25 protein-coding genes are annotated in these 23,517 nt (G+C 72.4%); 13 read left to right on the top strand and 12 right to left on the bottom strand.

Going from position 1 to position 23,517, the window contains the following annotated elements:
- Nucleotides 1-67 precede the first annotated feature (67 nt).
- The 5 genes from ACZ4TO_RS33475 (at nt 68) to ACZ4TO_RS33495 (ending at nt 5,016) form a co-directional block, all read left to right on the top strand.
- Nucleotides 68-1,429 (top strand): ferredoxin reductase family protein, encoded by a 1,362-nt coding sequence (locus tag ACZ4TO_RS33475; protein WP_382789004.1) that lies wholly within the window; start codon nt 68-70, stop codon nt 1,427-1,429.
- Nucleotides 1,430-1,436: 7 nt separating this feature from the next.
- Nucleotides 1,437-1,949, top strand: a complete 513-nt coding sequence (locus tag ACZ4TO_RS33480; RefSeq protein ID WP_468026189.1) for an FMN-binding protein — start codon at nt 1,437-1,439, stop codon at nt 1,947-1,949.
- 125 nt (nt 1,950-2,074) lie between these two features.
- Nucleotides 2,075-3,412: a ferredoxin reductase family protein gene (locus ACZ4TO_RS33485; RefSeq protein WP_382789594.1), complete on the top strand. Its 1,338-nt coding sequence runs from the start codon at nt 2,075-2,077 to the stop codon at nt 3,410-3,412.
- A 19-nt stretch (nt 3,413-3,431) separates the two neighbouring features.
- A complete protein-coding gene (locus ACZ4TO_RS33490) occupies nt 3,432-4,232 on the top strand; it encodes an FMN-binding protein (protein WP_468026190.1) in 801 nt (266 codons plus the stop codon).
- Nucleotides 4,225-5,016 carry an FAD:protein FMN transferase gene (locus ACZ4TO_RS33495; protein WP_468026191.1) on the top strand — a complete coding sequence of 264 codons (792 nt, stop codon included), beginning with the start codon at nt 4,225-4,227 and terminating at the stop codon, nt 5,014-5,016. The genes ACZ4TO_RS33490 and ACZ4TO_RS33495 overlap by 8 nt, the downstream gene beginning before the upstream one ends.
- An 81-nt stretch (nt 5,017-5,097) precedes the next feature.
- Here the strand turns inward: ACZ4TO_RS33495 and ACZ4TO_RS33500 are convergent, their stop codons facing one another.
- The 5 genes from ACZ4TO_RS33500 to argC are packed head-to-tail and all read right to left on the bottom strand — an operon-like array spanning nt 5,098 to nt 9,949.
- On the bottom strand, nt 5,098-5,634 hold the full coding sequence (locus tag ACZ4TO_RS33500) for an arginine repressor (protein ID WP_328454389.1): 537 nt from the start codon (nt 5,632-5,634) through the stop codon (nt 5,098-5,100).
- A gap of 19 nt (nt 5,635-5,653) precedes the next feature.
- A complete protein-coding gene (locus ACZ4TO_RS33505; protein ID WP_382789012.1) occupies nt 5,654-6,862 on the bottom strand; it encodes an acetylornithine transaminase in 1,209 nt (402 codons plus the stop codon).
- Nucleotides 6,859-7,773 (bottom strand): acetylglutamate kinase, encoded by a 915-nt coding sequence (gene argB / locus ACZ4TO_RS33510; RefSeq protein WP_382789015.1) that lies wholly within the window; start codon nt 7,771-7,773, stop codon nt 6,859-6,861. Before argB ends, ACZ4TO_RS33505 begins: the two co-directional genes overlap by 4 nt.
- Entirely contained in the window at nt 7,770-8,924 is a 1,155-nt protein-coding gene (gene argJ, locus ACZ4TO_RS33515) for a bifunctional glutamate N-acetyltransferase/amino-acid acetyltransferase ArgJ (protein WP_468026192.1), read from the bottom strand. The genes argB and argJ overlap by 4 nt, the downstream gene beginning before the upstream one ends.
- Nucleotides 8,921-9,949, bottom strand: coding sequence for an N-acetyl-gamma-glutamyl-phosphate reductase (gene argC, locus ACZ4TO_RS33520; protein ID WP_382789021.1), 1,029 nt, complete (start codon nt 9,947-9,949; stop codon nt 8,921-8,923). The genes argJ and argC overlap by 4 nt, the downstream gene beginning before the upstream one ends.
- A 285-nt stretch (nt 9,950-10,234) precedes the next feature.
- Here argC and ACZ4TO_RS33525 point away from each other — a divergent pair, with 285 nt between their 5' ends.
- Together ACZ4TO_RS33525 and ACZ4TO_RS33530 are read left to right on the top strand one after the other, a co-directional pair.
- A complete protein-coding gene (locus tag ACZ4TO_RS33525) occupies nt 10,235-11,254 on the top strand; it encodes a SecDF P1 head subdomain-containing protein (protein ID WP_468026193.1) in 1,020 nt (339 codons plus the stop codon).
- A 30-nt stretch (nt 11,255-11,284) separates the two neighbouring features.
- Entirely contained in the window at nt 11,285-11,629 is a 345-nt protein-coding gene (locus tag ACZ4TO_RS33530) for a hypothetical protein (RefSeq protein ID WP_382789027.1), read from the top strand.
- A 66-nt stretch (nt 11,630-11,695) separates the two neighbouring features.
- Here ACZ4TO_RS33530 and ACZ4TO_RS33535 read toward each other — a convergent pair whose 3' ends face one another.
- Entirely contained in the window at nt 11,696-12,088 is a 393-nt protein-coding gene (locus ACZ4TO_RS33535) for a DUF5997 family protein (protein WP_382789029.1), read from the bottom strand.
- An 81-nt stretch (nt 12,089-12,169) separates the two neighbouring features.
- Between ACZ4TO_RS33535 and ACZ4TO_RS33540 the strand changes: the two genes are divergently transcribed.
- Together ACZ4TO_RS33540 and ACZ4TO_RS33545 are read left to right on the top strand one after the other, a co-directional pair.
- On the top strand, nt 12,170-12,991 hold the full coding sequence (locus ACZ4TO_RS33540) for a LysR substrate-binding domain-containing protein (protein ID WP_468026194.1): 822 nt from the start codon (nt 12,170-12,172) through the stop codon (nt 12,989-12,991).
- Between the two features lies 1 nt (nt 12,992).
- Entirely contained in the window at nt 12,993-13,439 is a 447-nt protein-coding gene (locus ACZ4TO_RS33545) for a DUF6314 family protein (RefSeq protein WP_382789034.1), read from the top strand.
- Here the strand turns inward: ACZ4TO_RS33545 and ACZ4TO_RS33550 are convergent.
- Entirely contained in the window at nt 13,421-14,014 is a 594-nt protein-coding gene (locus ACZ4TO_RS33550) for a histidine phosphatase family protein (RefSeq protein ID WP_037628345.1), read from the bottom strand. The genes ACZ4TO_RS33545 and ACZ4TO_RS33550 overlap by 19 nt on opposite strands.
- A gap of 174 nt (nt 14,015-14,188) precedes the next feature.
- On the bottom strand, nt 14,189-15,625 hold the full coding sequence (locus tag ACZ4TO_RS33555; RefSeq protein WP_468026195.1) for an aminotransferase-like domain-containing protein: 1,437 nt from the start codon (nt 15,623-15,625) through the stop codon (nt 14,189-14,191).
- On the opposite strand from ACZ4TO_RS33555, the gene ACZ4TO_RS33560 reads away from it, so the two are divergent.
- Together ACZ4TO_RS33560 and ACZ4TO_RS33565 are read left to right on the top strand one after the other, a co-directional pair.
- Nucleotides 15,624-16,592 carry a DMT family transporter gene (locus ACZ4TO_RS33560; protein WP_468026196.1) on the top strand — a complete coding sequence of 323 codons (969 nt, stop codon included), beginning with the start codon at nt 15,624-15,626 and terminating at the stop codon, nt 16,590-16,592. The genes ACZ4TO_RS33555 and ACZ4TO_RS33560 overlap by 2 nt on opposite strands.
- Nucleotides 16,593-16,614: 22 nt before the next feature.
- Nucleotides 16,615-16,812, top strand: coding sequence for a DUF1918 domain-containing protein (locus ACZ4TO_RS33565; protein WP_339128264.1), 198 nt, complete (start codon nt 16,615-16,617; stop codon nt 16,810-16,812).
- A 36-nt stretch (nt 16,813-16,848) separates the two neighbouring features.
- Here the strand turns inward: ACZ4TO_RS33565 and ACZ4TO_RS33570 are convergent, their stop codons facing one another.
- On the bottom strand, nt 16,849-18,096 hold the full coding sequence (locus tag ACZ4TO_RS33570) for a glycoside hydrolase family 10-like protein (RefSeq protein WP_468026197.1): 1,248 nt from the start codon (nt 18,094-18,096) through the stop codon (nt 16,849-16,851).
- A 168-nt stretch (nt 18,097-18,264) separates the two neighbouring features.
- On the opposite strand from ACZ4TO_RS33570, the gene ACZ4TO_RS33575 reads away from it, so the two are divergent.
- Nucleotides 18,265-19,125, top strand: coding sequence for a 3-hydroxybutyryl-CoA dehydrogenase (locus ACZ4TO_RS33575; protein WP_382789045.1), 861 nt, complete (start codon nt 18,265-18,267; stop codon nt 19,123-19,125).
- Nucleotides 19,126-19,335: 210 nt separating this feature from the next.
- Nucleotides 19,336-19,593: a hypothetical protein gene (locus tag ACZ4TO_RS33580; protein WP_103547884.1), complete on the top strand. Its 258-nt coding sequence runs from the start codon at nt 19,336-19,338 to the stop codon at nt 19,591-19,593.
- Between the two features lie 22 nt (nt 19,594-19,615).
- On the opposite strand, the gene ACZ4TO_RS33585 is transcribed toward ACZ4TO_RS33580, so the two are convergent.
- The 3 genes from ACZ4TO_RS33585 to ACZ4TO_RS33595 all read right to left on the bottom strand — a co-directional run bounded on the left by ACZ4TO_RS33585 (nt 19,616) and on the right by ACZ4TO_RS33595 (nt 22,988).
- Complete coding sequence (locus tag ACZ4TO_RS33585) at nt 19,616-20,161, bottom strand: NUDIX domain-containing protein (protein WP_382789048.1); 546 nt, start codon at nt 20,159-20,161, stop codon at nt 19,616-19,618.
- A gap of 121 nt (nt 20,162-20,282) precedes the next feature.
- Nucleotides 20,283-21,623 (bottom strand): transcriptional regulator, encoded by a 1,341-nt coding sequence (locus ACZ4TO_RS33590; protein WP_468026198.1) that lies wholly within the window; start codon nt 21,621-21,623, stop codon nt 20,283-20,285.
- A gap of 366 nt (nt 21,624-21,989) precedes the next feature.
- Nucleotides 21,990-22,988, bottom strand: a complete 999-nt coding sequence (locus tag ACZ4TO_RS33595; RefSeq protein ID WP_468026284.1) for a PP2C family protein-serine/threonine phosphatase — start codon at nt 22,986-22,988, stop codon at nt 21,990-21,992.
- Nucleotides 22,989-23,517: the final 529 nt, after the last annotated feature.

Below are 23,517 nucleotides of genomic sequence, written 5' to 3' on the forward strand. Positions count from 1 at the left end.
TCAGAGGCTCTTCAGAGGTTCCCGACGCACAGTTTCCTCCCGGAGCACAGGAGAGAGGGACGGACGGATGACCACGGTGCACGAGCGGGTGGCGGACCCGCGCACGACACGAGGACGCCGGCGCCCCCGGCCCTCGCCCGCCGGGCCGCTGCTCGCCCTGCTGTGGGCGGGAGCGGCCGGCGTCCTCGCCCTGTGGTGGGCCGACACTCGGTCGGTGGTGGGCCCGGCCGGCTGGCTGACGGACGCCGGGCGGATGGCCGGGCTGCTGTGCGGCTACGCCTGCGCGGTCCTGGTGGCGCTGATGGCCCGGGTCCCGCTGCTGGAGCGACGCGTGGGCTCCGACCGGGTGGCCCGCTGGCACGCCATGGCCGGCCGGTACACGATCTGCCTGCTGGTCGCGCACGTGACACTGATCCTCTTCGGCTACGCGGCCCAGGACGGGTCCGGCATCGTGGACGAGACGCTGAGCGTGGTCCTCGACTATCCGGACATGCTCAAGGCGACGATCGGCACGCTCATCCTGTTCGCCGTCGGGATCACCTCGGCACGCGCGGCCCGCCGCCGGATCAGCCACGAGTTCTGGTACTACGTGCACCTGCTGACGTACGTGGCGGTGTTCCTGGCCTTCTTCCACCAGCTCGCGCTCGGCTCCGACTTCGTCGGCGACGCGGCGGCACGGTTCGCCTGGTACGCCCTCTACCTCGGTACGGCCGCGCTCGTCGTGTGGTTCCGGCTGCTCACCCCGGTACGGCTCAACCTGCGCCACCGGCTGCGCGTGGAGTCCGTGCACCGGGAGTCGCCCGGGGTCTTCTCCGTCGTGGTCGGCGGGGAGCGCCTGGACGAACTGGACGCGCGGGCGGGCCAGTTCTTCCGCTGGCGGTTCCTCGCGGACGGACTGCGGTGGACCTCGACGCCGTACTCGCTGTCGGCACCGCCGCGCCCCGACCGGATGCGGATCACGGTGAAGGCCCTCGGTGACCACAGCGCCGCCTTGGGGATGCTGCGTCCCGGGACCCGGGTGTGGGCGGAGGGACCCTACGGCTCGCTGACCGCCGACCGGAGCACGACGTCGAAGGCCCTGCTGATCGCGGGCGGCGTCGGCATCACACCGCTGCGGGCCCTGTTCGAGACGCTGCCCGGCCGGGTCACGCTGCTCTACCGGGCGCGCACCGCCGAGGACTTGGCACTGGGCGGCGAACTGGAGGACATCGCGCGATGGCGCGGGGCCCGGGTCCTGTACGCGCTCAACGCCGCCGACGGCACCCGCCCGCGGCTCACGGCCGACTCCCTGCGCGAGGCCGTCGCGGACATCGCCGAGCACGACGTCTATCTCTGCGGGCCCCCCGCCATGGCCCGGGACCTGTACGGGGAACTGCGCGCAGCGGGCGTCCCCGACCGCCGTATCCACCACGAGTCGTTCGAACTGTGAGGCCGCCGTGCACGCCCTGAAGAAGAACCGTCCGCTGCGCCGGGTGACGCTGGCGGCCGCCGCCACGGTCACCGGCTTCGTCCTGATGCTGTCGCTGAAGCCGCACACGGCGCCGACGGCGGCCGACGCCTCCTCGCCCGTGGGGCACTCCTCCACCTCGTCCCCCGGAGGCTCGTCCGGCGATTCCTCCGGAAGCTCCTCGGGAAGCTCCTCGGGGACGTCCGGCGGGTCGAAGAGCGCGGGGACCAGGACCGTCACCGGCGATGCGGTGCAGACCCGTTGGGGCCCGGTCCAGGTGCGCGTCACGGTGAAGGACGGCATGATCACCGAGTCCACCGCGGTCGTCTATCCTTCCGGCAATCCCCGGGACCAGGAGATCAACAGTTACGCGATCCCCACGCTCAGGCGCGAGACGCTGGCCGCGCAGAGCGCGCAGATCGACTCGGTGTCCGGAGCCACGTACACCAGTGACGGATACAAGCAGTCACTCCAGTCCGCACTCGACTCGGCAGGCCTCTGAACGCACGGGCGTCGTGGACCGTATCTCTGGGCCAGGGGGCCACTCCCCTCACCCCGTCTCTCCAGGACGAACACGGAGGAACCGTGTCCACGATCGCCGGTGGTCGCGCCGCGCGGCGCCAGACCATGCGCCGAATCCGCCCTCGCCGCTCGCCCGCCGTCCCGCTGCTGATCGCCGTCTGGGCCGGCGCCGCCGCGGTCCTGTGGCTGTGGTGGAACAACACCCCGTCCATCGCGGACAACAACGGCAGGATCCTCAACGCCGGCCGTATCACCGGGCTGCTCGCCGGATACCTGATGGCCCTCGTGGTGCTCCAGATGGCCCGCGTCCCCGCGCTCGAACGCCGGGTGGGCTCCGACCGGGTGGCGCGCTGGCACGCGATGACCGGCCGCTACACCATCTGCATGGTCCTCGCCCATCTCTTCCTGACGATGTGGGGCTACGCCCTTCAGTCCGGCAAGGGGCTCGGCGGGATCGTGCAGCAGACCGTCGACTCGGTCAACCAGCTTCCCGACATGGGCAAGGCCGCGATCGGCACGGGTCTGCTCGTGCTCATCGGGTTCATCTCCATGGGCTGGCTCCGCCGGCTGATCCCGTACGACACCTGGTACCACGTGCACCTGCTGACGTACGCCGCGGTGTTCCTGACGTTCTGGCACCAGCTCTCCACCGGCAACGACTTCGCCGTCGAACCCGTCGCCAAGACCGTCTGGTACGGGCTCTACGGATCGGTGACCGCGCTGGTCCTGTGGTACCGAATCCTTTCTCCGATCCGGCTGAACCTGAAGCACCGGATGCGGGTCGAGGCGGTCATCGAGGAGACGCCGGGCATCGTGTCGGTGCTCATCAGCGGACGCAAGCTGCACCGGATGGGCGCGGAGGCCGGGCAGTTCTTCCGCTGGCGCTTCCTGACGCCCGGGATGCGGTTCAGCTCCCACCCGTACTCGCTGTCCGCGTCGCCCCGGCCCAACATGCTGCGCATCACCGTGAAGGCGATCGGCGACCACAGTGCCGCCCTGCGCGATCTGGAGCCGGGCACCCGGGTCTGGGCCGAGGGCCCCTACGGCGCGCTGACCGCCGGCAAGCGCAGCCGCGGCAAGGTGCTCCTGGTGGCGGGCGGTGTCGGCATCACGCCGATGCGGACGCTGTTCGAGACCCTTCCCGGCGCGTCCGGCGACCTCACGCTGCTCTACCGGGCCAACACCACCCAGGATCTGGCCCTGTGGGACGAACTGGCCGCCATCTCCAAGGAGCGCGGGGCGCGGCTGATGTACGCGGTGAACAGCCCCGAGGGCGAACGCCCGGACATCTCGGCGGACTCCCTGCGCCGCAAGCTGCCCGACATAGACGACCACGACGTCTTCATGTGCGGGCCGCCCGGCTTCGCCCAGGAGGTGTACGCGGCACTGCGCGGCGCGGGGGTCCCCGCCCGCCGCATCCATCACGAGTCGTTCGAGATGTGAGCGACGGGAGTCAGGAACGATGAAGAAGAATCACCCCATACGCCGGTTCGTGCTGGCCAGCGCCGCCACCGTGTCCGGGATCGTGCTGCTGCTGGCGCTCAAGCCGGCGTCCGACCCGGCCGCGGCGTCGGCCCAGGCCGGCGCCGTGCCCCAGCAGACGGCGGCCGCCCAGGGGGCGCAGGGCGGCGCCGCCGAGCAGGCGGGTGCCGGCACCGTCCTCGGTGACGTGGTGCGGACCGAGTACGGTCCGGTCCAGGTACGGCTCAGCATGAGCGGCGGCAAGATCACCAAGGCGGACGCGGTCCAGGCGCCCTCGGGCGGGACCAGCTCCCAGAAGACCGAACTCGCCGTGCCCAAGCTCAACCAGGAGGCCGTCGCCGCGGGCAGCGCCCAGATCGACACCGTCTCCGGCGCGACCTACACCAGCGAGGGCTACAAGAAGTCCCTCCAGTCGGCCCTGGACAAGGCGAAGGCCGCCGCCGGCACCTCGGGATCCTCCGGGTCCTCGGGCTCGGCGGGGGCGTCGCCCGCGGCACCGGCCGCGCAGGCCCGGGTCGTCACCGGCGCCGCGACGAACACCCAGTACGGACCGGTCCAGGTCCGGGTCACCCTCTCCGGCAAGAAGATCACCAAGGCCGAGGCGGTCCAGGCACCCTCGGGCGGGACCAGCTCCCAGAAGACCGAACTCGCCGTGCCCAAGCTCAACCAGGAGGCCGTCGCCGCGGGCAGCGCCCAGATCGACACCGTCTCCGGCGCGACCTACACCAGCGAGGGCTACAAGAAGTCCCTCCAGTCGGCCCTGGACAAGGCCGGTGTCTGAGCCCGCGCAGGACGCGCCCCAGGAGCTGCGCCACGCCGAGGAGGTGATGGGCACGGTCTTCTCCTTCGACGTGCGCGGCGGCGAACCCGATGCCGTGCGGACGGCGTTGGAGGAGGCGGTCGCCCAACTGCACCGCGTGGACGAGGTGTTCAGCACCTACCGCGAGGACAGCCAGATCTCGCGGCTGGCCCGCGGGGAGATCACGGTCGAGGAGTGCGACCCGCAGGTCGCCGAGGTGCTGGAGCTGAGCGCCGAGGCGGAACGGGTCAGCGAGGGCTGGTTCAGCACACGGTACGAGGGGCGGCTCGACCCCACCGGAATCGTCAAGGGCTGGGCCGTCGAGCGCGCGGCCCGGCGTCTCACCGCGGCGGGGGCGAGCGGAGTGAGCGTCAACGGCGGCGGCGACGTCCAGCTCCGCGGCGTCCCCGGGCCGCACCGCCCCTGGCGGGTGGGTGTGTCCGACCCGCTCCGACCGGGCGCGCTCGCCGCGGTGGTCTCCGCGGCCGGCGTCGACGAGCTGGCCGTCGCGACCTCCGGCACCGCCGAACGCGGCGCCCACATCGTCGATCCGCGCACCGGGAAGTCGGCGGTCACCGACCTGGTGGCCGTGACGGTGGTGGCCCCCCGTCTGACCTGGGCGGACGCCTGGGCGACCGCGGCCTTCGCGATGGGCTCGCGGGCGGGCCTCGACTGGCTGGAGTCGCTCCCGGACGTCGAGGCGCTGCTCATCACGGCGGGCAACGAGGTCAGATGCACGGGAGGCCTCGCCCAGCGCCTGGGCTGAGCGGGGCGGCCCCCACGTCAGGCGGGCGTACGACGGTGGAGACGCACCCGGCAGCGGGGTGCGTCTCCACCGTCGTACGTGTCAGTGATCGTTCTGGGCCAGCCGCAGCAGATGATCGGCCAGCGCCTGCCCGCCCGTCGGATCGCGGCTGATCAGCATCAGGGTGTCGTCCCCGGCGATCGTGCCGAGGACGTCGTGCAGTTCCGCCTGGTCGATCGCCGAGGCGAGGAACTGCGCGGCCCCCGGCGGGGTGCGCAGGACCACGAGGTTCGCCGAGGCCTCCGCGGAGATCAGCAGCTCCGAGGAGAGCCGGCGCATCCGCTCCTCCTTCGCCGACTCCCCCAGCGGCGCGCGCGGGGTGCGGAAACCGCCCTCGCTCGGCACCGCGTAGATGAGGTCGCCGTCGTTGTTGCGGATCTTCACCGCGTTCAGCTCGTCGAGGTCCCGGGAGAGCGTCGCCTGGGTGACGTTCAGCCCGTCGTCGGCGAGAAGCTTCGCCAACTGGCTCTGCGAGCGCACCGGTTGCCGGTTGAGGATGTCCACGATCCGGCGGTGGCGTGCGGTGCGGGTCTGCGGCACGGCAGGCCCTGCGTGCTCGTGGTCCTGCGCCTGACTCATCGTCGTCCCATTTCCCGGTTCACCCGTCCCCGTTGGCTGCGTCGAGGATGCCGGGGAGGGCCCGGAGGAACGCGTCCACCTCGTCGTCGCCGAGGTTCAGCGGCGGCATCAGCCGTACGACATCGGGGGCGGGCGCGTTCACCAGGAGACCGGCGTCCTGAGCCGCCTGCTGCACCTGGGGCGCGAGCGGCTCGGTGAGCACGATACCCAGGAGCAGGCCCGCACCCCGGACATGGTCGATCAACGGATGGCCGGAACCGTCGCCGAGCCCCTCGATCCCGTTCCGCAGTTTCTCGCCGGCGCGCTTCACGTTCTCCAGGAGCCCCTCGGACTCGATGGTGTCGAGCACGGCGAGCCCGGCGGCGCAGACGACGGGGTTGCCGCCGAACGTCGTGCCGTGGTGGCCCGGCTCGAGCAGCCCGGCCGCCCGGCCGAAGGCGACGGTGGCGCCGAGCGGCAGTCCGCCGCCGAGGCCCTTGGCGAGCGTGACGATGTCGGGCAGGACGCCTTCGTGCGCCTGGTACTCGAACCAGTGGCCCGTGCGGCCGATACCGGTCTGCACCTCGTCCAGGACGAGCAGCGCGCCATGGGCGGCGGTGATGGCGCGGGCCGCCTTCAGGTAGCCGGGGGGCGGTACGACCACGCCGTTCTCGCCCTGGATCGGCTCGATGATCACCAGTGCGGTGTCCTCGGTGACCGCCTCGGCGAGGGCCTGCGGGTCGCCGTACGGGACGTGGGTGACGTCGCCGGGCAGCGGCAGGAAGGGCTTCTGCTTCGCGGCCTGGCCGGTGAGCGCGAGGGCGCCCATGGTCCGGCCGTGGAAGCCGCCGGTGGTGGCGACCATGTGGGTCCGGCCGGTCAGCCGGCCGATCTTGAACGCGCCCTCGTTGGCCTCGGCGCCCGAGTTGCAGAAGTACACCCGGCCCTCGCGGCCGAAGAGCTGGAGGAGCCGTTCGGCGAGGGCGACGGGCGGTTCGGCGACGAAGAGGTTGGAGACGTGGCCGAGCGAGCGGATCTGCCGGCTCACGGCCTCGACGATCGCGGGGTGGCCGTGTCCGAGGGCGTTGACCGCGATACCGCCGACGAAGTCGAGGTACTCGTTGCCGTCGGCGTCCCACAGCTTCGTGCCGGCACCGCGGACGAGCGGCAGTCGCGGGGTGCCGTAGTTGTCCATGAGCGCGCCCTGCCACCGCTGGGTGAGCTCCGCGTTCGTCGCGCTGCCGGTCATTCGGCGTCCCCCGCTTCCTCGTCGTCCGGCACGACCATCGTGCCGATGCCTTCGTCGGTGAAGATCTCCAGCAGGATCGAGTGCTGGACCCGGCCGTCGATGACACGGGCGGTGGTGACGCCGTTGCGTACGGCGTGCAGACACCCCTCCATCTTCGGCACCATGCCGCTGGCCAGCTCGGGAAGGAGCTTCTCGAGCTGGGAGGCGGTGAGGCGGCTGATCACCTCGTCGCTGTCGGGCCAGTCCTCGTAGAGACCCTCGACGTCGGTGAGGACCATGAGGGTCTCGGCATCCAGCGCGGCAGCGAGTGCCGCAGCCGCCGTATCAGCATTGACGTTGTAGACATGTCCGTCGTCCTGGCTCCGGGCGATCGAGGAGACGACCGGGATGCGGCCGTCGGCGAGCAGGGCCTCGATCGCGCCCGTGTCGATCGCGGTGATCTCGCCCACCCGCCCGATGTCGACCAACTCCCCGTCGATCATGGGCCGGTGCTTGGTGGCGGTGATGGTGTGCGCGTCCTCGCCGGTGAGGCCGACGGCGAGCGGTCCGTGCTCGTTGAGCAGTCCGACCAGCTCGCGCTGGACCTGTCCGGCCAGCACCATGCGGACGACGTCCATCGCGTCCTCGGTGGTGACGCGCAGGCCCGCCTTGAACTCGCTGACGATGCCGTGCCGGTCGAGCGCGGAGCTGATCTGCGGGCCGCCGCCGTGCACGACGACCGGCTTGAGGCCGGCGTGGTGCAGGAAGACGATGTCCTGGGCGAAGGCGGCCTTCAGCTCGGCGTCGATCATGGCGTTGCCGCCGAACTTGACGACGACGGTCTTGCCGCGGTGCCGGGTCAGCCAGGGCAGCGCCTCGATGAGGATCTGCGCCTTGGGCAGAGCGGTGTGCTTGCGGGTCGGATTGCTCATGAGGAGTACGCGCTGTTCTCGTGGACGTAGTCGGCGGTGAGGTCGTTGGTCCAGATCGTGGCGGTCGCGTCGCCGGCGGCGAGGTCCGCGACGATGTGGACCTCGCGATAGCGCATGTCGACCTTGTCGCGGTCCTCGCCGACGCCGCCGTTCTTGCAGACCCACACGCCGTTGATGGCGACGTTCAGCCGGTCCGGTTCGAAGGCGGCCTGCGTGGTGCCGATCGCGGACAGGACACGGCCCCAGTTGGGGTCCTCGCCGTGGATGGCGCACTTGAGCAGGTTGTTGCGGGCGATGGAGCGGCCCACCTCGACGGCGTCGTCCTCGCTCGCGGCGTTGATCACCTCGACCTTGATGTCCTTGCTGGCGCCCTCGGCGTCCCGGATGAGCTGCTGGCCCAGGTCGTCGCAGACCGCGCGGACGGCCTCGGCGAACTGCGCGTGGTCCGGGGTGACCTCGCTGGCTCCGGAGGCGAGCAGCAGCACGGTGTCGTTGGTGGACATGCAGCCGTCGGAGTCGACACGGTCGAAGGTGGTGCGGGTGGCCGCGCGCAGCGCCCGGTCCAGGTCCGCGCTGTCCACGTCCGCGTCGGTGGTGAGCACGACCAGCATGGTGGCCAGACCCGGCGCGAGCATGCCGGCGCCCTTGGCCATGCCGCCCACGGTCCAGCCGTCCTGGGTGACGACGGCCGTCTTGTGCACGGTGTCGGTGGTCTTGATGGCGATGGCGGCCTTCTCGCCGCCGTGCGGGCCGAGCTGGGCGACGGCCAGGTCGATGCCCGGGAGGAGCTTGTCCATCGGGAGCAGGAGGCCGATGAGGCCGGTCGAGCAGACGGCGACGCCGCCCGCGCCGATGTCCCCGAGCGTCTCGGCGACCTTCTCGGCGGTGGCGTGGGTGTCCTGGAAGCCCTTGGGGCCCGTACAGGCGTTGGCGCCGCCCGAGTTGAGGACCACCGCGTCCAGGCGGCCGCTCTTGAGGACCTGCTCGGACCACAGGACCGGCGCGGCCTTCACACGGTTGGAGGTGAAGACGCCCGCGGCGGCGCGGCGGGGCCCGGTGTTGACCACGAGGGCCAGGTCCGGGTTGCCGTTCTCCTTGATTCCTGCGGCGACGCCGGCCGCGGTGAATCCCTGTGCTGCCGTGACACTCACGGTGCGACTCCGATCGTGGAAAGCCCCAGTTCCTCGGGAAGGCCGAGGGCGAGGTTCATGCTCTGGACGGCACCGCCTGCGGTGCCCTTGGTCAGGTTGTCGATGGCGCTGATCGCGATGATGCGGTGTGCGGCGGCGTCGTACGCGACCTGGACCTGAACGGCGTTGGAACCGTAGACGGACGCCGTGGCGGGCCACTGCCCCTCGGGAAGGAGGTGGACGAAGGGTTCGTCGGCGAAGGCCTTCTCGTAGGCGGCCCGGACGGACTCGGCGGTGACGCCGGGCCTGGCCTTGGTGTTGCAGGTGGCGAGGATGCCGCGGGGCATGGGCGCGAGGGTGGGCGTGAAGGAGACGGTGACGGGTTCCCCGGCGGCGGCGGAGAGGTTCTGGATCATCTCCGGGGTGTGCCGGTGGACGCCGCCGACGCCGTAGGGGGTCATGGACCCCATGACCTCGCTGCCGAGCAGGTGCGCCTTGGGCGCCTTGCCGGCGCCCGAGGTGCCGGAGGCGGCGACGATCACGGCCTCGGTCTCCGCCAGCCCCGCCGCGTAGGCGGGGAACAGGGCGAGCGAGACGGCCGTCGGGTAGCAACCGGGTACCGCGATGCGCTTGGACCCCTCCAGCGCGGCGCGGGCACCCGGCAGTTCGGGGAGGCCGTAGGGCCAGGTCCCGGCGTGGGGGGAGCCGTAGAACCGCTCCCAGTCGGCCGGGTCCTTCAGCCGGAAGTCGGCGCCCATGTCGACCACGAGGACGTCGGCGCCGAGCTGCTCGGCGACCTCGGCGGACTGGCCGTGGGGCAGCGCGAGGAAGACGACGTCGTGGCCGCGCAGGGCCTCGGCGGTGGTCTCGGTGAGGACGCGGTCCGCGAGCGGGAGCAGATGGGGCTGGATCCCGCCGAGCCGCCGGCCCGCGTTGGAGTTGCCGGTCAGGGTGCCGATCTCGATCTCGGGGTGTGCCAGCAGCAGACGCAGCAGTTCCCCGCCCGCGTATCCACTCGCTCCCGCCACCGCCGCACGCATCGCCATGGAACCCTCCTCTTGGATGGCATGACTATACGTTTCCATGCACGTTTATGCAATCCTCCGCAGCGGCGGCCGGGAGCATCGCCCGGCGTGAAGGGCGGAGACACCCGGTTCCGTGCGACCGGCGCGGGCGACGGGCACTGAAGACGTATACCCGTCACCGTCGCAGTCCCCACTCGCGCATCACACGATCGAATCTGGAGTAACCGCGGGCGCCCTCCGCATGAATTCCGGCCAAAGGGTGACATCGCCTTCGGCGGCGGGCCGCAGGTTGGAACCATCCCCCGCATGTCTCTTCCCCGGGCCCCGCACAGGGCTCTCCTCGTCTGTGCGGTCGCGGTGGCGCTCGCGGGCTGTTCCGCGTCCGGATCCGGATCCGGCGCCGCCGGCCGTTCGCCGGGCACCTCGGCCTCCGCCTCGGTGGACTCCCGCCGGACGGTGGTGACCTTCGCCGGGACGTCACCGCTCGCGGCCGACCCCCTGCGCCGGACGGTGGACCGCATGCGGGCGCGCGCCAAGGCGCTGGGGCTCAAGGACGCGCGAGTCGCCACACAGGGCAACGAGATCACGGTCACCGGCCGTGCCGCCGACCTGGAGCAGTTGACCGAACTGGGCATGTCCGGACACCTGGGCTTCCGGCCCGTCCTGGCCGAGGACGTGGTCGGCGCGGCACCGACCCCGACGCCGACGCCCTCGGCCAGTGCCGCCCCCACACGGGGGCGGGCCGTCACCGACGGTCTGCGGCGCCCGCGTGCCGCCGACTCGCCGAGCGCGAGTGCCGCCCCGGCTCCGGCCCAGGGGAGCGCCGAGGAGGCGGCGCTCCAGGCGCGCTTCGCGGCGCTGGACTGTTCGGTGCGGCGGCCTTCCGCCACAGAGCGGGAGGCCGCCGCGCGGGAATCGGTCGTCGCCTGCGGGAGCGACGGCGCGGCGTCCGGCTCGCGTGCCAAGTTCGCGCTGGGGCCGACGGCGGTGGACGGGGCCCATGTGTCCTCGGCGAAGGCAGTGAAGGAGCCCCAGACCGGGACCTGGCGCGTGCGGCTGGACTTCGACTCCGTCGGTGCCCGGCAGTTCTCCGAGGTGACCCGGCGCCTCTCCCTGAACGCCTCGCCTCAGAACCAGTTCGCCATCGTCCTGGACGGCACCGTGATCTCCGCCCCCTCAGTCAGTCAGCAGCTCGACGGCGGCAAGGCCGAGATCTCCGGAAGCTTCACCCGGGAGTCGGCCCGGCAGCTCGCCGTCACCCTCCGCTCGGGCGCGCTCCCCGCTCCCCTGACCGTCATGAGCGTGACCTCGCTCAGGCACCCCTGAACCGCACCGAGAACCACTGGAGGACCGCCCGTGTCATCGTCGACGTCCGCTCACTGGAGCGCGTACGAGATCTTCGCCGTCCTGTCGGGCATCATCCTGATCGGAGCGGCCTTCGTACCCGGCAACTCGGTCAAGAACCGCGCCTGGGCCGCTCTGGGCGGGATATTCCTCGCCTGCTACGGGTGGTACGTCGCCCATCAGACGACGGGCACGTTCCAGTTCCCCGTCATCATCTTCCTGATCCCGCCGGGCGCGGTGATCTACCTGCTGGTCAAGGCGTTCGGCAACTCGGGCGGCCAGAACTCCCCGCCCGGCGCGGGTGGCTCCGGAACGCCCGGCTCCGACGGGCACGGCACCCCGGGAACCGGCGGCTGAGCTCCCCGCGGGGCGCCACGGCTGCCCGGGTGCCGCCGGTGGCGGCCCCGGGCGGGGAGCCTTCGGTCAGGAGCGCTTGTCGTCCTGCTCCGCGTTCTTCTGCTTGATGCGCGCCGACTCCTTGCGGACCTCGGCCTGCGTGGCGCGCTCACGCCGCAGCCACTCGGGGTCCTCCGTCTTCAGCGCCTCGATCTGCTCGGTGGTGAGCGCCTCGCTGACGCCGCCGCGGGCGAGCCCCGCGATGGAGACACCGAGCTTGGCGGCGACGACGGGACGCGGGTGCGGGCCGGTACGGCGCAGCTCCTGGAGCCACGCGGGCGGGTCGTTCTGCAGCGCGTTCAGCTCGGCACGCGAGACGACGCCCTCCTGGAACTCGGCGGGGGTGGCCTCGAGGTACACACCCAGCTTCTTCGCCGCGGTGGCGGGCTTCATCGTCTGGGCGGTCTGGTGCGAACTCATGGGTCAAGGGTATCGACCGCTCGGGCCCCCGCCGACCATCGCCGGTACGGCGCCGATGGCGACGCCGGGTAATCTGACGGGGTGACCGGCTCCGAAACACCCCCCTCGTTCAGGCTCGCCTACGTCCCGGGGGTGACGCCCTCGAAGTGGGTGCGGATCTGGAACGAGCGCCTGCCCGACGTGCCCCTGGTCCTCGTCCCGGTGCCCGCCGCCGAGGTGTACGACGTCCTGCGGCGCGGCGACGCCGACGCGGGCTTCGTCCGGCTGCCGGTCGACGGGACCGACCTCAGCGCGATTCCCCTCTACACCGAGACGACGGTCGTCGTGGTCCCCAAGGACCACATCGTGGCGGCGGTCGAGCAGGTCAGCGGCGAGGACCTCGCCGACGACATCGTGCTCCACCCCGAGGACGACCCGCTGGACTGGGAGCGGCTGCCGGGCAAGCCGGCGCTGGAGCGGCCCGCCGGCACCGAGGACGCCGTGGAACTCGTCGCGGCGGGCATCGGGGTCGTGGTCGTGCCGCAGTCCCTGGCCCGGCTCCACCACCGCAAGGACCTCACCTACCGGACGGTCACCGACGCCCCCGAGTCACGGGTCGCGCTGGCCTGGCCCGAGGAGCGGACGACCGATCTGGTCGAGGACTTCATCGGCATCGTGCGCGGACGCACGGTCAACAGCACCCGAGGGCGTTCCCAGACCCCGCCCGCCGCACAGCAGAAGGGCGCGGCGAAGTCCGCGAAGGCGTCCCCCCGGAAGACGGACGCGGGCGGCAGCCGGCGCAAGCCCGCGCCCGGCAAGACGGGCGGCAAGGGCGGCGGCAGGGCCACGGCCAAGAACCCCCGCAGCGGCAACGGCGGCCCGAAGGGCGGCGCGAAGCGCGGCAAGCCCCGCCGAAGCTCCTGACATGGGCGAGTTCTGGCCGGTCGAGGACGTGCTGGCGTACCTGGCCGGAAGCTGGCGGGTCGAGCGGACCGTACGGGACCTCGCGAGCGACGCGGAGGGCCGCTTCACCGGCACGACGGTCTTCGAGCCCCTGGGCGACGACGGCGGGCTGCTGCACCGGGAGTCGGGCACGTTCGTGTGGCAGGGCGTCGCGCGGCCGGCCGAGCGGACGCTGCGGTTCCTGCCGGGCCGCACCCCCGGGACCGCTCTCGTACGGTTCTCCGACGGCCGGCCCTTCCACGACCTGGACCTGACGGGCGGGCGGTACGTCGCCGACCATCCGTGCGCGGCGGACCTCTACCGGGGCGAGTTCAGCGTGCGGGACGAGAACCACTGGCGGTCCGTCTGGCGGGTACGGGGACCGGCGAAGGACCTGGTGCTGAGCACCGGCTACACGCGCCCGACCTGAGCCGGCGCCCCGTCGACGCGCAGATTCCAGCGGCCCGCCCGGCCCGTCACGGTGATCGCCGACAGGGGCCGGACGTCGATGTTCCAGTACGTCGAGGGCGGTGCCTTGAGCGCGTAGACCAGCGCGGCCCGCACCACCGACGGCTCGGCGACCGCGACGATGCTGCCGCCGTCCTCCCCCGGCCGGGTGTCGAGCCAGGCCCCGACCCGGGCGATGAACGCCAGCAGGCTCTCACCGCCGTGGGGTGTGGAGCGGGGATCGGAGAGCCAGGAGTCCACGGCCTCCGGCTCACGGGCCATGGCCTCGCCCAGGGTGAAGCCCCGCCAGCGGCCCATGTCGCAGTCACGCAGCGCGAGCTGGACCAGCGGGGCGTAGCCGAGGACGTCGCCGGTGGCCCGGCTGCGGGGTGTCGGAGCGCAGTAGCGCAGCTCGGCCGCGGCCAGCGGCAGCAGCCCGGCGGCGGCGCGCTGGGCTTCCTCCCACCCCGCCTGGTCCAGCGGCCGGTCGTCCTCGAAGCGCTCCGCCAGCAGCGCGGAGCTTCGCGCCGCCGCGACGAACGTGACCCGAAGATGCATGGGCAGATCGTGGAGCGCCTGCCTCCGCAGGTCAAGGGTGTCACTCGGAGTAGTCGAATATGCACAGAACATCGGCCAGTGGTCTGTGCGCCCGCTGTGCGGGCCCTTCGAATCCGGTTCGCCCGTCGTCGGGGCCCCGCGGTCCCGCGGGGTGCGGAGTCCGGCCGGATCCGCTCAGGTCCGTACCTCGTCGTACGCCGCCGCCAGCCGTCGTACGCCCTCCGTGATCTCCTCCGTGCCCGCCACCGCCGCGAAACTCAACCGGATCTGGGCGGCCGGGGGTTCGGCGCTGTAGTAGGGGCGGCCGGGGGTCACGGCCACCCCCGCGCGCAGGGCGGCGGCGACGAGCGCGGACTCGTCGGTGCCGTCGGGCAGCCGCGCCCACAGGTGGTAGCCGCCGAACGGGACGTGCGGCAGGGCGAGTTCGGGCAGACGCAGCCGCAGCGCGGCGGTCATGGTGTCCCGACGGGTCTTCAACTCGGCCGAAACTGTGCGCAGATGACGCGGCCAGGCCGGTGAGCCGACGAGTTCGAGCGCGGCCTCCTGGAGCGGGCGCGGCACGAAGAAGGTGTCGACGACCTGGATGGCCCGCAGCCGCTCCAGCACCGGACCGCGGGCCGCCAGGGCACTGACCCGGAAGCTGGGCGAGGTGGCCTTGGTGAGGGAGCCGACGTGCACCACGACGCCGTCCGGGTCCTCGGCTGCCAGCGGACGCGGCAGCGGGCCCGCGTCCTCGTGGACCAGGCGGCGCACGAAGTCGTCCTCGACCACGAAGGCCCCGGCCTCCCGCGCGATGCGCAGCACCTCGCCGCGCCGCTCGGGCGCGAGCACGGCGCCGGTCGGGTTCTGGAACAGCGGCTGACAGACGAAGACGCGGGCGCCGGTGGCCCTGAAGGCGTCGGCCAGGAGCTCGGGTTTCACCCCGTCGGGGTCCACCGGGACCGGCACGGGGCGAAGACCGGCGGCGCGGGCGATGGCCAGCATGCCCGGATACGTGGGCGACTCGACCAGGACCGGGGCGCCGGGCGGCGCGAGCGCGCGCAGGGCGGTCGTCAGGGCGGTCTGGCCGCCGGCCGCGACCAGCACCTCGGCCGCGCCGATCGCCCCGCCGATGCCGCGCGCGAACCACTCGCGCAGTTCGGGCAGCCCTTCCATGGGCGGCCGGGACCAGGCTCCGGGGCGGCGCCCGGCCCGGGACAGGGCGGCGCCCATGGCCCGCTCCGGCTGGAGCGAGGGGTGCAGATAGCCGCCGTTGAACTCGACGACGCCGGGTGCCGGCGCGGCGAGCGAGACGAGGACGCCGGAGGCGTCCACGGTGCGGGGGACGGCCTCGGCCGAGGTGTCGGCGCTGAGCGCGATCTCCTGCCAGGAGGTGTCCCCGGTGGAGGCGAGGGAGGGCCGGGGGCGGGCCTTGAAGGCACCCGCGCCGGGCCGGGTGACCACGAGTCCCTCGGCGGCGAGCTGCGCCAGCGCCCGTGACACGGTCACCGGGCTCACGCGGAACCGCTCGACGAGTGCCCGGCTGGAGGGCAGCTTTCCACCGGGAGAGTAGCGGTCCAGCTCCTGTCGCAGCCGTTCCGCCAAATCGCCCACACTGCTACGCTCTTGCATGAGAGCACAGAGTAGCGCTATCGACCGGACCGGGATAGCGGTCGGCACCGACGCCGGGACCGCGACCTCCCCTCCGGCCACCGCCCCGCCCCGGAGCCCCGCTCCGGCGGACCGCCGTTCGGGCACCGTCCAGGCGGCGCTGGGTGTCACCGCCTTCTCCCTCACCTTCCCCGCGACGGCCTGGGGCCTGGAGGGCTTCGGCCCCTGGTCGCTGGTGACCGTGCGCTGCGTCCTGGCGGCGGTCCTCGCGGGCGGCTGTCTGCTCGCGCTGCGGGTCCCCCGGCCGGACCGGCGGCATCTGGCGGGCCTCGCCGTCGTCGCCGCCGGGGTCGTCCTCGGCTTCCCGCTCCTGACCACGCTCGCGCTGCGGACGTCGACCACCGCCCACGCGGCCGTCGTCGTCGGGCTGCTCCCGCTCACGACGGCGCTGTTCTCGGCGCTGCGCACCGGCGCGCGGCCGTCACGGACGTTCTGGCTGGCCGCGTGCGCGGGCGCGGCGGCCGTGATCGCGTTCACCGTGCAGCAGAGCGGCGGCGCCCTGACCGGCGCGGACGCCTATCTCTTCGGGGCCCTGCTGATCTGCGCGGCCGGCTACACCGAGGGCGGCCGGCTGGCCCGGGTGATGCCGGGCTGGCAGGTCATCGGCTGGGCCCTGGTCCTGTGTCTGCCCCTCAGCGTTCCGGGCGCGCTGGTGGCGCTGTCGTACGAACCCGTCCACCTCACGGCGCACAGCGTGACCGGGCTGCTGTGGGTCGCGGCCGGTTCGCAGTTCCTCGGCCTGGTCGTCTGGTACCGGGGCATGGCGTCGATCGGCATCCCCAAGGCCAGCCAGTTGCAGCTCGCCCAGCCGCTGCTCACACTGGTGTGGTCGGTACTGCTCCTGGGCGAGCGGCTCACCCCGGCGGCACCCCTGACGGCGGCGGCCGTCCTCGTCTGCATCGCTCTGACCCAGCGGGCACGGGGCTGACCCTAGGGAGGAGACCGTTCAGATGCACGCAACCAAAGGCGACAAGCTCGTGCAGCACGGCCGGACCGTCGGACAGCACGACAAGGTCGCGGAGATCACCGAGGTCATGGGAGCGGAAGGCTCTCCCCCCTACCGCGTGCGGTTCGAGGACGGTCACGAGGCGGTGTGCTCGCCGGGCCCGGACTCCGAGATCCGCCACCGTGAGATGCCGCCGCGGTAGGACGATCCGGGCGGGCGCCGGGAGGCCGGCGCACGCTCAGCGCGGGGCTTTCGCCGGCTGCCGGTAGTGGTCGGCGACGACCCGTGCCATCGCGCCGATCCGGTCCGCGGCCGCCTCCGAGGCCGAGAAGAAGACATGCCCGCGCACCTCGGCGTGACGGCGGGCCAGGGTGAGATGGCGGGAGAGTTCGGCCGGGTCCTGCCAGGCCGCGGGCTGCGCCGGGTCGCCCGCCTTGTACAGCGCCTCGCCCGCGTAGAGGTGGACGCCCGTGCCGCGGGTCACCTGCGCCCACCAGGGCAGCAGCTTCGCGTAGTCGGCGGCGGCGAAGCCGATGTTCCAGTAGAGCTGGGGGCAGATGTAGTCGATCCAGCGCCGCGCGACCCATTTCCTGGTGTCGGCGTACAGGTCGTCGTACGTCTCGATGCCGGCCCGGGTCGGTGAGCCGAGCGGGTCGGTCGAGGCGTTCCGCCAGACGCCGAAGGGGCTGATGCCGAAGCGGACCCCGGGCCGGAGCTTCCTGATACCCTCGGCCATCTCCCGCACCAGCAGGTCGACGTTGTGCCGCCGCCAGGACGCCCTGTCCGGGAAGCCCGCCCCGTGGCCGGCGTACGCCGCGTCGTCGTCGAAGCGCTCGCCCCGCACCGGGTACGGATAGAAGTAGTCGTCCCAGTGCACTCCGTCGACGGGGTACCGGCGCACCGCGTCGAGCATCGCGGTCCGGACGAAGGTGCGGACCGCGGGCAGTCCGGGGTTGTAGTAGAGCTTCCCGCCGTGGCGCACGGTCCAGTCCGGGTGGAGCCGCGCGGGGTGCGAGGGCGCGAGTTTCCGGGGGTCGGGCTGTCCCGAGACGCGGTACGGGTTGAACCAGGCGTGCAGTTCCAGGCCGCGGGCGTGGGCCTCGCGCACCGCGGTCCCCAGCGGGTCCCAGCCGGGAGCCTCGCCCTGGACACCGGTCAGGTAACGGGACCACGGCTCGTACGGCGAGGGCCACAGCGCGTCGGCGGCGGGCCGGACCTGGAGGATCACGGTGTTCAGACGCAGGCGCACCGCCGTGTCCAGGTGGCCCAGCAGCTCGGCGCGCTGGCGCGCGGGGCTCAGGCCGGGGCGGGAGGGCCAGTCGCGGTTCGAGGCGGTCGCGAGCCACATGCCCCGCATGGCGGCCGGGGCCGTCGCCCCCCGCGGTGCGGCCGCGTCCTGGGCGGCCGCCGCGTCCCCCGCCGTACCGATCCCCGACAGTGTCGCGAGCGCGGCCGCCGCGAACGCCCGGCGTGGCAGTCGCCCCATATCCGTACCCCTTACGTCGCGGATCCGTCCGGTCACGTTCCGTATCGGGACACAGCATGCACCACCCCGACGATCGATCATCGATACTTGGGAGTAACGTGCACGTTCGGAGCAGGGACCGAACAACGGACAACCTGCCAGGCAGTGCGGATCAGCGAAGGGGACGATGTGACCGACATCGAACGCGTCGGAGTGGTGGGCTGCGGCCAGATGGGAGCGGGCATTGCCGAGGTGTGCGCCCGCGCCGGACTGGACGTGAAGGTCGCCGAGACCACCGGCGAAGCCCTGGAGATCGGCCGGACCCGGCTCTTCTCCTCCCTGTCCAAGGCCGCCGAGCGCGGAAAGATCTCCGACGACGAGCTCAAGGCCACCCAGGACCGGCTGAGCTTCACCACGGACCTCGGCGAGTTCGCCGACCGTGACCTGGTGATCGAGGCCGTCGTCGAGAACGAGCAGGTGAAGACCGAGATCTTCCAGGTGCTGGATCAGGTGGTGACCAGGCCGGACGCGATCCTGGCCTCCAACACCTCCTCGATCCCGCTGGTGAAGCTGGCCGTCGCGACCTCGCGCCCCGACCAGGTCATCGGCATCCACTTCTTCAACCCGGCCCCGGTGCAGCAGCTCGTGGAGCTGATCCCGGCGCTGACCACCTCCGAGGGCACCATCGGCCGCGCCCAGCTCTTCGCCGAGAAGGCGCTCGGCAAGCACGCGATCCGCGCCCAGGACCGCTCGGGCTTCGTCGTCAACGCGCTGCTGATCCCGTACCTCCTGTCCGCGATCCGGATGTTCGAGTCGGGGATCGCGAGCCGCGAGGACATCGACAACGGCATGGAGATGGGCTGCGCCCACCCCATGGGCCCGCTCAAGCTGTCCGACCTGATCGGTCTCGACACGGTGGCCTCGGTCGCGTACTCGATGTACGAGGAGTACAAGGAGCCGCTGTACGCCGCTCCCCCGCTGCTCCAGCGCATGGTCGACGCCGGCCGCCTGGGCCGCAAGTCCGGTTCCGGGTTCTACACCTACGGCTGACCTGCCGACCACCGGCTGAACACCCGCTCCGCTTCGCGGAGTTCGCGCGGGCCCGGCACCCTTCGGGGTGCCGGGCCCGCGTCGTTCACACGCCGTGTGCGCACCGGGCTCGCATATGCCCGGCGCACACTCTCCCCACCCGTGCACCGGGCGAGTTGACTTTCCGTACGCAGACACAGGGATGTGCCGACCACGGAAAGGAGCGGACTCGTGACCGCCGACCCCGAGCATCCCGCGGCACCGAAGGAGATCGCGGAGTTACGCCGGTCGCTCGAAGTGGGGTTCACCCGCATCGAGGGAGGACTGGCGCTGCTCACCCAGCGCGACGACCAGACGGCCAAGGATCTCGATGACCTGAGCACACGGATCGTCGCGCTCGAACACACCCGCTGGCCACTGCCCACCGTCGCCGTCGTCGCGGCCGTGGGCGCCCTGGCCGTCGCGGTCTGGCAGGCTCTCGGCCACTAGGGCCCGGGACGCCGGGGGCCGATCAGGGCAACACGTCCTGTCCGAGCCTGAGATGGTGCAGGAGCAGCAGCGCGGCCGCCATGTTGGCGGCCGGGACCTCACCGCGGGCGACCATGTCGGGTACGAGTTTGAGGGGAACCCACTCCCGACGGTCCGACTCGAAGTCGTCCACGGGGTGTCCGATGTACGCGCCCTCGTCGGCCCAGTAGATGTGATGCCGGGCGTCGGTGAGCCCGTTGGAGGGCTCGACACTCATCAGATGCCGCAGGGGTCCCGGCCGCCACCCGGTCTCCTCCTCCAGTTCGCGGGCCGCCGCCGCGGCGATGTCCTCGCCGTCCTCCACGACGCCCGCCGGCAGCTCCCATCCCCAGCTGTCGGTGATGAAGCGGTGCCGCCACAGCAGCAGCACCTCGTTGGCCTCGTTCACCACCGTCGCCACGGCGACGGGCCGCAGCCGTATCAGGAAGTGATCGAGATGCCGCCCGTCCGGCAGCTCCACATCTGCGAGATTGACGCTGAACCAGCGGTTTTCATACACAGTTTGTTCATTCTGTTTCGTCCACTGCACGGTTCTGCCACCTTCCGCCGAGTGAAGGCAATATCGCAGCAGCCGCGTCCCGACAGCAGGGCTCACTGGGGTCGGGACGCAGCACGGCGGCGGTGAACGAAGGGGTGTGCGGGGCCGCTTCCTACAGCGGTACGCGCAGTGCGCCGTCGATGAGTTCAGCGGCCTCGGTCGTCCCCGCGCAGCCGCTGCGCACCAGGTGTTCGCGTACCGCGCGCAGTCTGTCGCGCAGCCGCTGGGACTCCATTCCCCGTGCCTGTTCGGCCATTTGAACGGCCGTCGCCACCGCTTTGTCGGCGTTACCCTGGCGCAGTTCGATCTGGCTGAGCATGGCCAGCCGGTGCACCCGGCCCCGGTCGTGCGCCGGATTGTCGACGGCGGCCGCGGCGTGCTCCGCGGCGGCCACCAGGTCGCCGAGGCTGAGCAGCGCCTCCGCCACCTGTACGTTGACCAGTCCCGGCTGGACATAGCCGGTCTCGTCGGGCTCGTAACCGCGCCGGATGCGCTCGGCGGCCTGCTCGGCACGCCGTATGCAGGACAGTGCGCTGCTGCCGTCGCCGAGGTGCGCGTACGCCTTCGCCTGCATGGCGTAGAGGTCGGAGGCGAGGGCCGGCGTGATGTGGCGCCCCGCGGCGCGCAGCGCGGCCTCGGCGAAGGCGACCGCCTGCCGGTACTCGCGCATGAACAGGGACTGGTTGACCAGCAGGGCTATGACGTAGGCGCCAAGTCCCCTGTCCCCACTGGCCTTCGCCAGGCGCAGCGCCTGGTGGAAGTAGCGCTGGGCCAGTCCGTGCGCGTCGGAGTCGTAGGCGCAGATGCCCGCGATGGCCACCAACCCGCCCGTCGCACGGTGGAGTTGACGCCCGGTGGCGTCGGTGTAGCTGCCGCGCAGCAGGGGCGCGGTCTCGGAGTTGAGGAAGCCGACGATCCGGGTGCGGGTCGCTATGCCCCCGGCCTTGCGGTACATCTGCTCGTAGTGGGCCCGTGCCGCGCGCAGCATGTCGATGTCGGCCATGCTGACCTGATGGCGGCCGCCGCGGGAGACGTCCACGTCCTCGGGCGGGTTCTCCCACTCCCACACCGGCATGACGGCGGGGGTTCCGGTGACGGCCTGGGCGCCGAGGATGTGCGGGCGCTGCTGTTCGTCGGAGCGCCACAGGGCGGTGGCGCGTTCGACGAAGCCGGAGAGCGAGCCGGCGTGCGGGGGGGAGGGCTCGCCGGGGACCCCGAGGCCGATGTCGTCCAGGGTGACGGGCCGGTGCAGGCGCCCCGCGAGCACCTCGCAGATCAGGTCGGGCACCTGTCCGCGCGGTCGCTGGCCCTTCAACCAGCGGGCCACGGCGGTGTGTTCGTAGCGCAGGGCCAGACCGCGGGCGCGGCCCGCCTGGTTGACGTGGGCCGCGAGTCCCGCGTGCGAGATGCCCGCCTCGTCGAGGATCGCGTCGAGCAGAGTGTTGGGCTGCATGGGAGGCCCCCCGAGTGGCTCGTTGCCGACGGCGCCGGCCGGGCGACCGCTCCCGACCGCACCAGAGAGAGTAGTGCGTCCCCTTTCACACGGGGTGTGATGGGAATGCCCGTATCCGCGCTGTGCGCGCGCTGTCGCGGAGAGTTTCGCACCGGTTGACTGAAATGCCTCGCAAGAGGCCGGCCGGGCCGCCGGCTCCCCCTCGTACAGTACGGCGGCCCGCTCCGCGCCGTCCGCCCGGCCGCCTGCCCGACACTCCGTGGCCGGGCGGACGGCAGAGCCGGTCCGGCCGGGTCGGCCGCGGGACTCCGGTCGTCCGGGAGTGGGTCCCGTGGCCGGTCGTTCCCGGGGACGGCCGGACGCGCCTCAGCGGGGCACGTGCTGGGCGACACGGCCGTGGTTCAGGGCGACGGGGCGGCGGTCGTTGTGCAGGACCAGGAGGGCGACGTCGTCGTCGGGCCTGCCGCCGGTGTGGCGCAGCAGGCCGGTGAACACCGCGCGCAGCACGGCCTGCGGTTCGAGGGGCCCGTCGCGGACGGCGGCGGAGAGGGCGGGGAGCAGCGGGAAGAAGCGGCCCCGGGCGTCCCGCGCGTCCTCGGCGCCGTCGGTGTGCAGGAAGAGCCCCTCGCCGGGGCGGAGCGGGCCGCAGGACCGGGCCGGCAGGCGTGCGGGCAGCGGGAACGGCCCGAGCGGGGGCAGCGGTTCGGCGCGCACGAACGGCCGGACGCGGCCCCGGGTCAGCAGATACGGCCAGGGGTGGCCGCAGTTGAGGGCGTGCACCTCGCCGTCCCGGCGGATCTCCAGGAGCAGGACGGTGACGAACTCCTCGGTGGTGTGGCGGTCCGACTCGGGCCCGGGGAGGGTGTGTTCGGCCCGGTCCCGCTCGCACAGGTGCCGGGCCAGCGCCCGTTCGAGTCTTCTGAGGACGCCGCCGAGTTCGGGTTCGTCGTGCGCGGCCTCGCGGAAGCTGCCGAGGACGGCGGCGACGGTGCCGATGGCCCCCAGTCCGTGCCCGCGGACGTCCCCCATCACGACCCGCACGCCGTGCTCGGTGGCGATCGCCTCGTACAGATCGCCGCCGATGCTCGCTCCGTGGTCCGCGGAGAGCTGGGCCGCGGCGATGTCCAGCCCGCCGACGCGCGGCGGCAGCGGGCGCAGCAGGACGTTCTGCGCGGCTCCCGCGATTCTGCGGATCTGCCGGAGCTCGCGCAGCAGCGCCCTTCTGACGTGGACCATCAGACCGGCTCCGACCGCGAAGAAGACCGCGCTGGTGACGACGCGGGAACCCAGTCCGTTCTCCTGGGCGAGCGGACAGGCCATCTTGTACGAGATCGCCAGCGCGCCCCAGACGGCGGGCAGCCCCAGGTTCACCGCCCGGCGCAGTGGCGGCCGGTCGGCGGTGCGCGGGACCCGGTGGCCGAGGAGGCCCCGTCGGTCGCCGCGGGTGGACCCGGGGCGGAGTCCGCGACCGCGTATCGCCCGGTCGAATCCGGCCCTCAGCCGGTCACGGCGACGACGCGGTCCGAGGACCGCTCTGGCCGGGTTCCGCGAATGCGTCCGGAGCGTCGCCCTGCGGGGAGCTCCAGCCTTGTTACGGATCATGCCGATTGGCCCCCCAATAGGCACGGACGGCGCAGACGGCCTCGGAGAGACCGCTCCGATTCTGTCGAGCGCCGACCCGGCCGGGCAGGATCGCCCGGACATGTCACCCAAATGAGTGAGGTGTCTTCGGACACCCGCATTTATGCAGGCAGGAGCCGGGGGAACCTCGCATGAGGCCCGGTGGAAGGCGTGCGCAGGGGGCCTGGGGAACCCCGGAGACGGGAGCGGGGAACCGGGCGCCCCGGTCGCGGAACGGTCCGCGATCGTGGTGCCCGGTTCCCCGGCGTACCCG

It is taken from the genome of Streptomyces sp. NPDC028298 (assembly GCF_055565895.1).

What these genes read in the sequence shown, in the direction of transcription:
- ACZ4TO_RS33475 (WP_382789004.1), top strand. Translation starts at nt 68, where the DNA reads ATGACCACGGTGCACGAGCGGGTGGCGGACCCGCGCACGACACGAGGA.
- ACZ4TO_RS33485 (WP_382789594.1), top strand. Translation starts at nt 2,075, where the DNA reads ATGCGCCGAATCCGCCCTCGCCGCTCGCCCGCCGTCCCGCTGCTGATC.
- ACZ4TO_RS33490 (WP_468026190.1), top strand. Translation starts at nt 3,432, where the DNA reads ATGAAGAAGAATCACCCCATACGCCGGTTCGTGCTGGCCAGCGCCGCC.
- ACZ4TO_RS33500 (WP_328454389.1), bottom strand. Translation starts at nt 5,634, where the DNA reads ATGAGTCAGGCGCAGGACCACGAGCACGCAGGGCCTGCCGTGCCGCAG.
- ACZ4TO_RS33505 (WP_382789012.1), bottom strand. Translation starts at nt 6,862, where the DNA reads ATGACCGGCAGCGCGACGAACGCGGAGCTCACCCAGCGGTGGCAGGGC.
- argB (WP_382789015.1), bottom strand. Translation starts at nt 7,773, where the DNA reads ATGAGCAATCCGACCCGCAAGCACACCGCTCTGCCCAAGGCGCAGATC.
- argC (WP_382789021.1), bottom strand. Translation starts at nt 9,949, where the DNA reads ATGGCGATGCGTGCGGCGGTGGCGGGAGCGAGTGGATACGCGGGCGGG.
- ACZ4TO_RS33525 (WP_468026193.1), top strand. Translation starts at nt 10,235, where the DNA reads ATGTCTCTTCCCCGGGCCCCGCACAGGGCTCTCCTCGTCTGTGCGGTC.
- ACZ4TO_RS33535 (WP_382789029.1), bottom strand. Translation starts at nt 12,088, where the DNA reads ATGAGTTCGCACCAGACCGCCCAGACGATGAAGCCCGCCACCGCGGCG.
- ACZ4TO_RS33545 (WP_382789034.1), top strand. Translation starts at nt 12,993, where the DNA reads ATGGGCGAGTTCTGGCCGGTCGAGGACGTGCTGGCGTACCTGGCCGGA.
- ACZ4TO_RS33550 (WP_037628345.1), bottom strand. Translation starts at nt 14,014, where the DNA reads ATGCATCTTCGGGTCACGTTCGTCGCGGCGGCGCGAAGCTCCGCGCTG.
- ACZ4TO_RS33560 (WP_468026196.1), top strand. Translation starts at nt 15,624, where the DNA reads ATGAGAGCACAGAGTAGCGCTATCGACCGGACCGGGATAGCGGTCGGC.
- ACZ4TO_RS33555 (WP_468026195.1), bottom strand. Translation starts at nt 15,625, where the DNA reads ATGCAAGAGCGTAGCAGTGTGGGCGATTTGGCGGAACGGCTGCGACAG.
- ACZ4TO_RS33565 (WP_339128264.1), top strand. Translation starts at nt 16,615, where the DNA reads ATGCACGCAACCAAAGGCGACAAGCTCGTGCAGCACGGCCGGACCGTC.
- ACZ4TO_RS33570 (WP_468026197.1), bottom strand. Translation starts at nt 18,096, where the DNA reads ATGGGGCGACTGCCACGCCGGGCGTTCGCGGCGGCCGCGCTCGCGACA.
- ACZ4TO_RS33590 (WP_468026198.1), bottom strand. Translation starts at nt 21,623, where the DNA reads ATGCAGCCCAACACTCTGCTCGACGCGATCCTCGACGAGGCGGGCATC.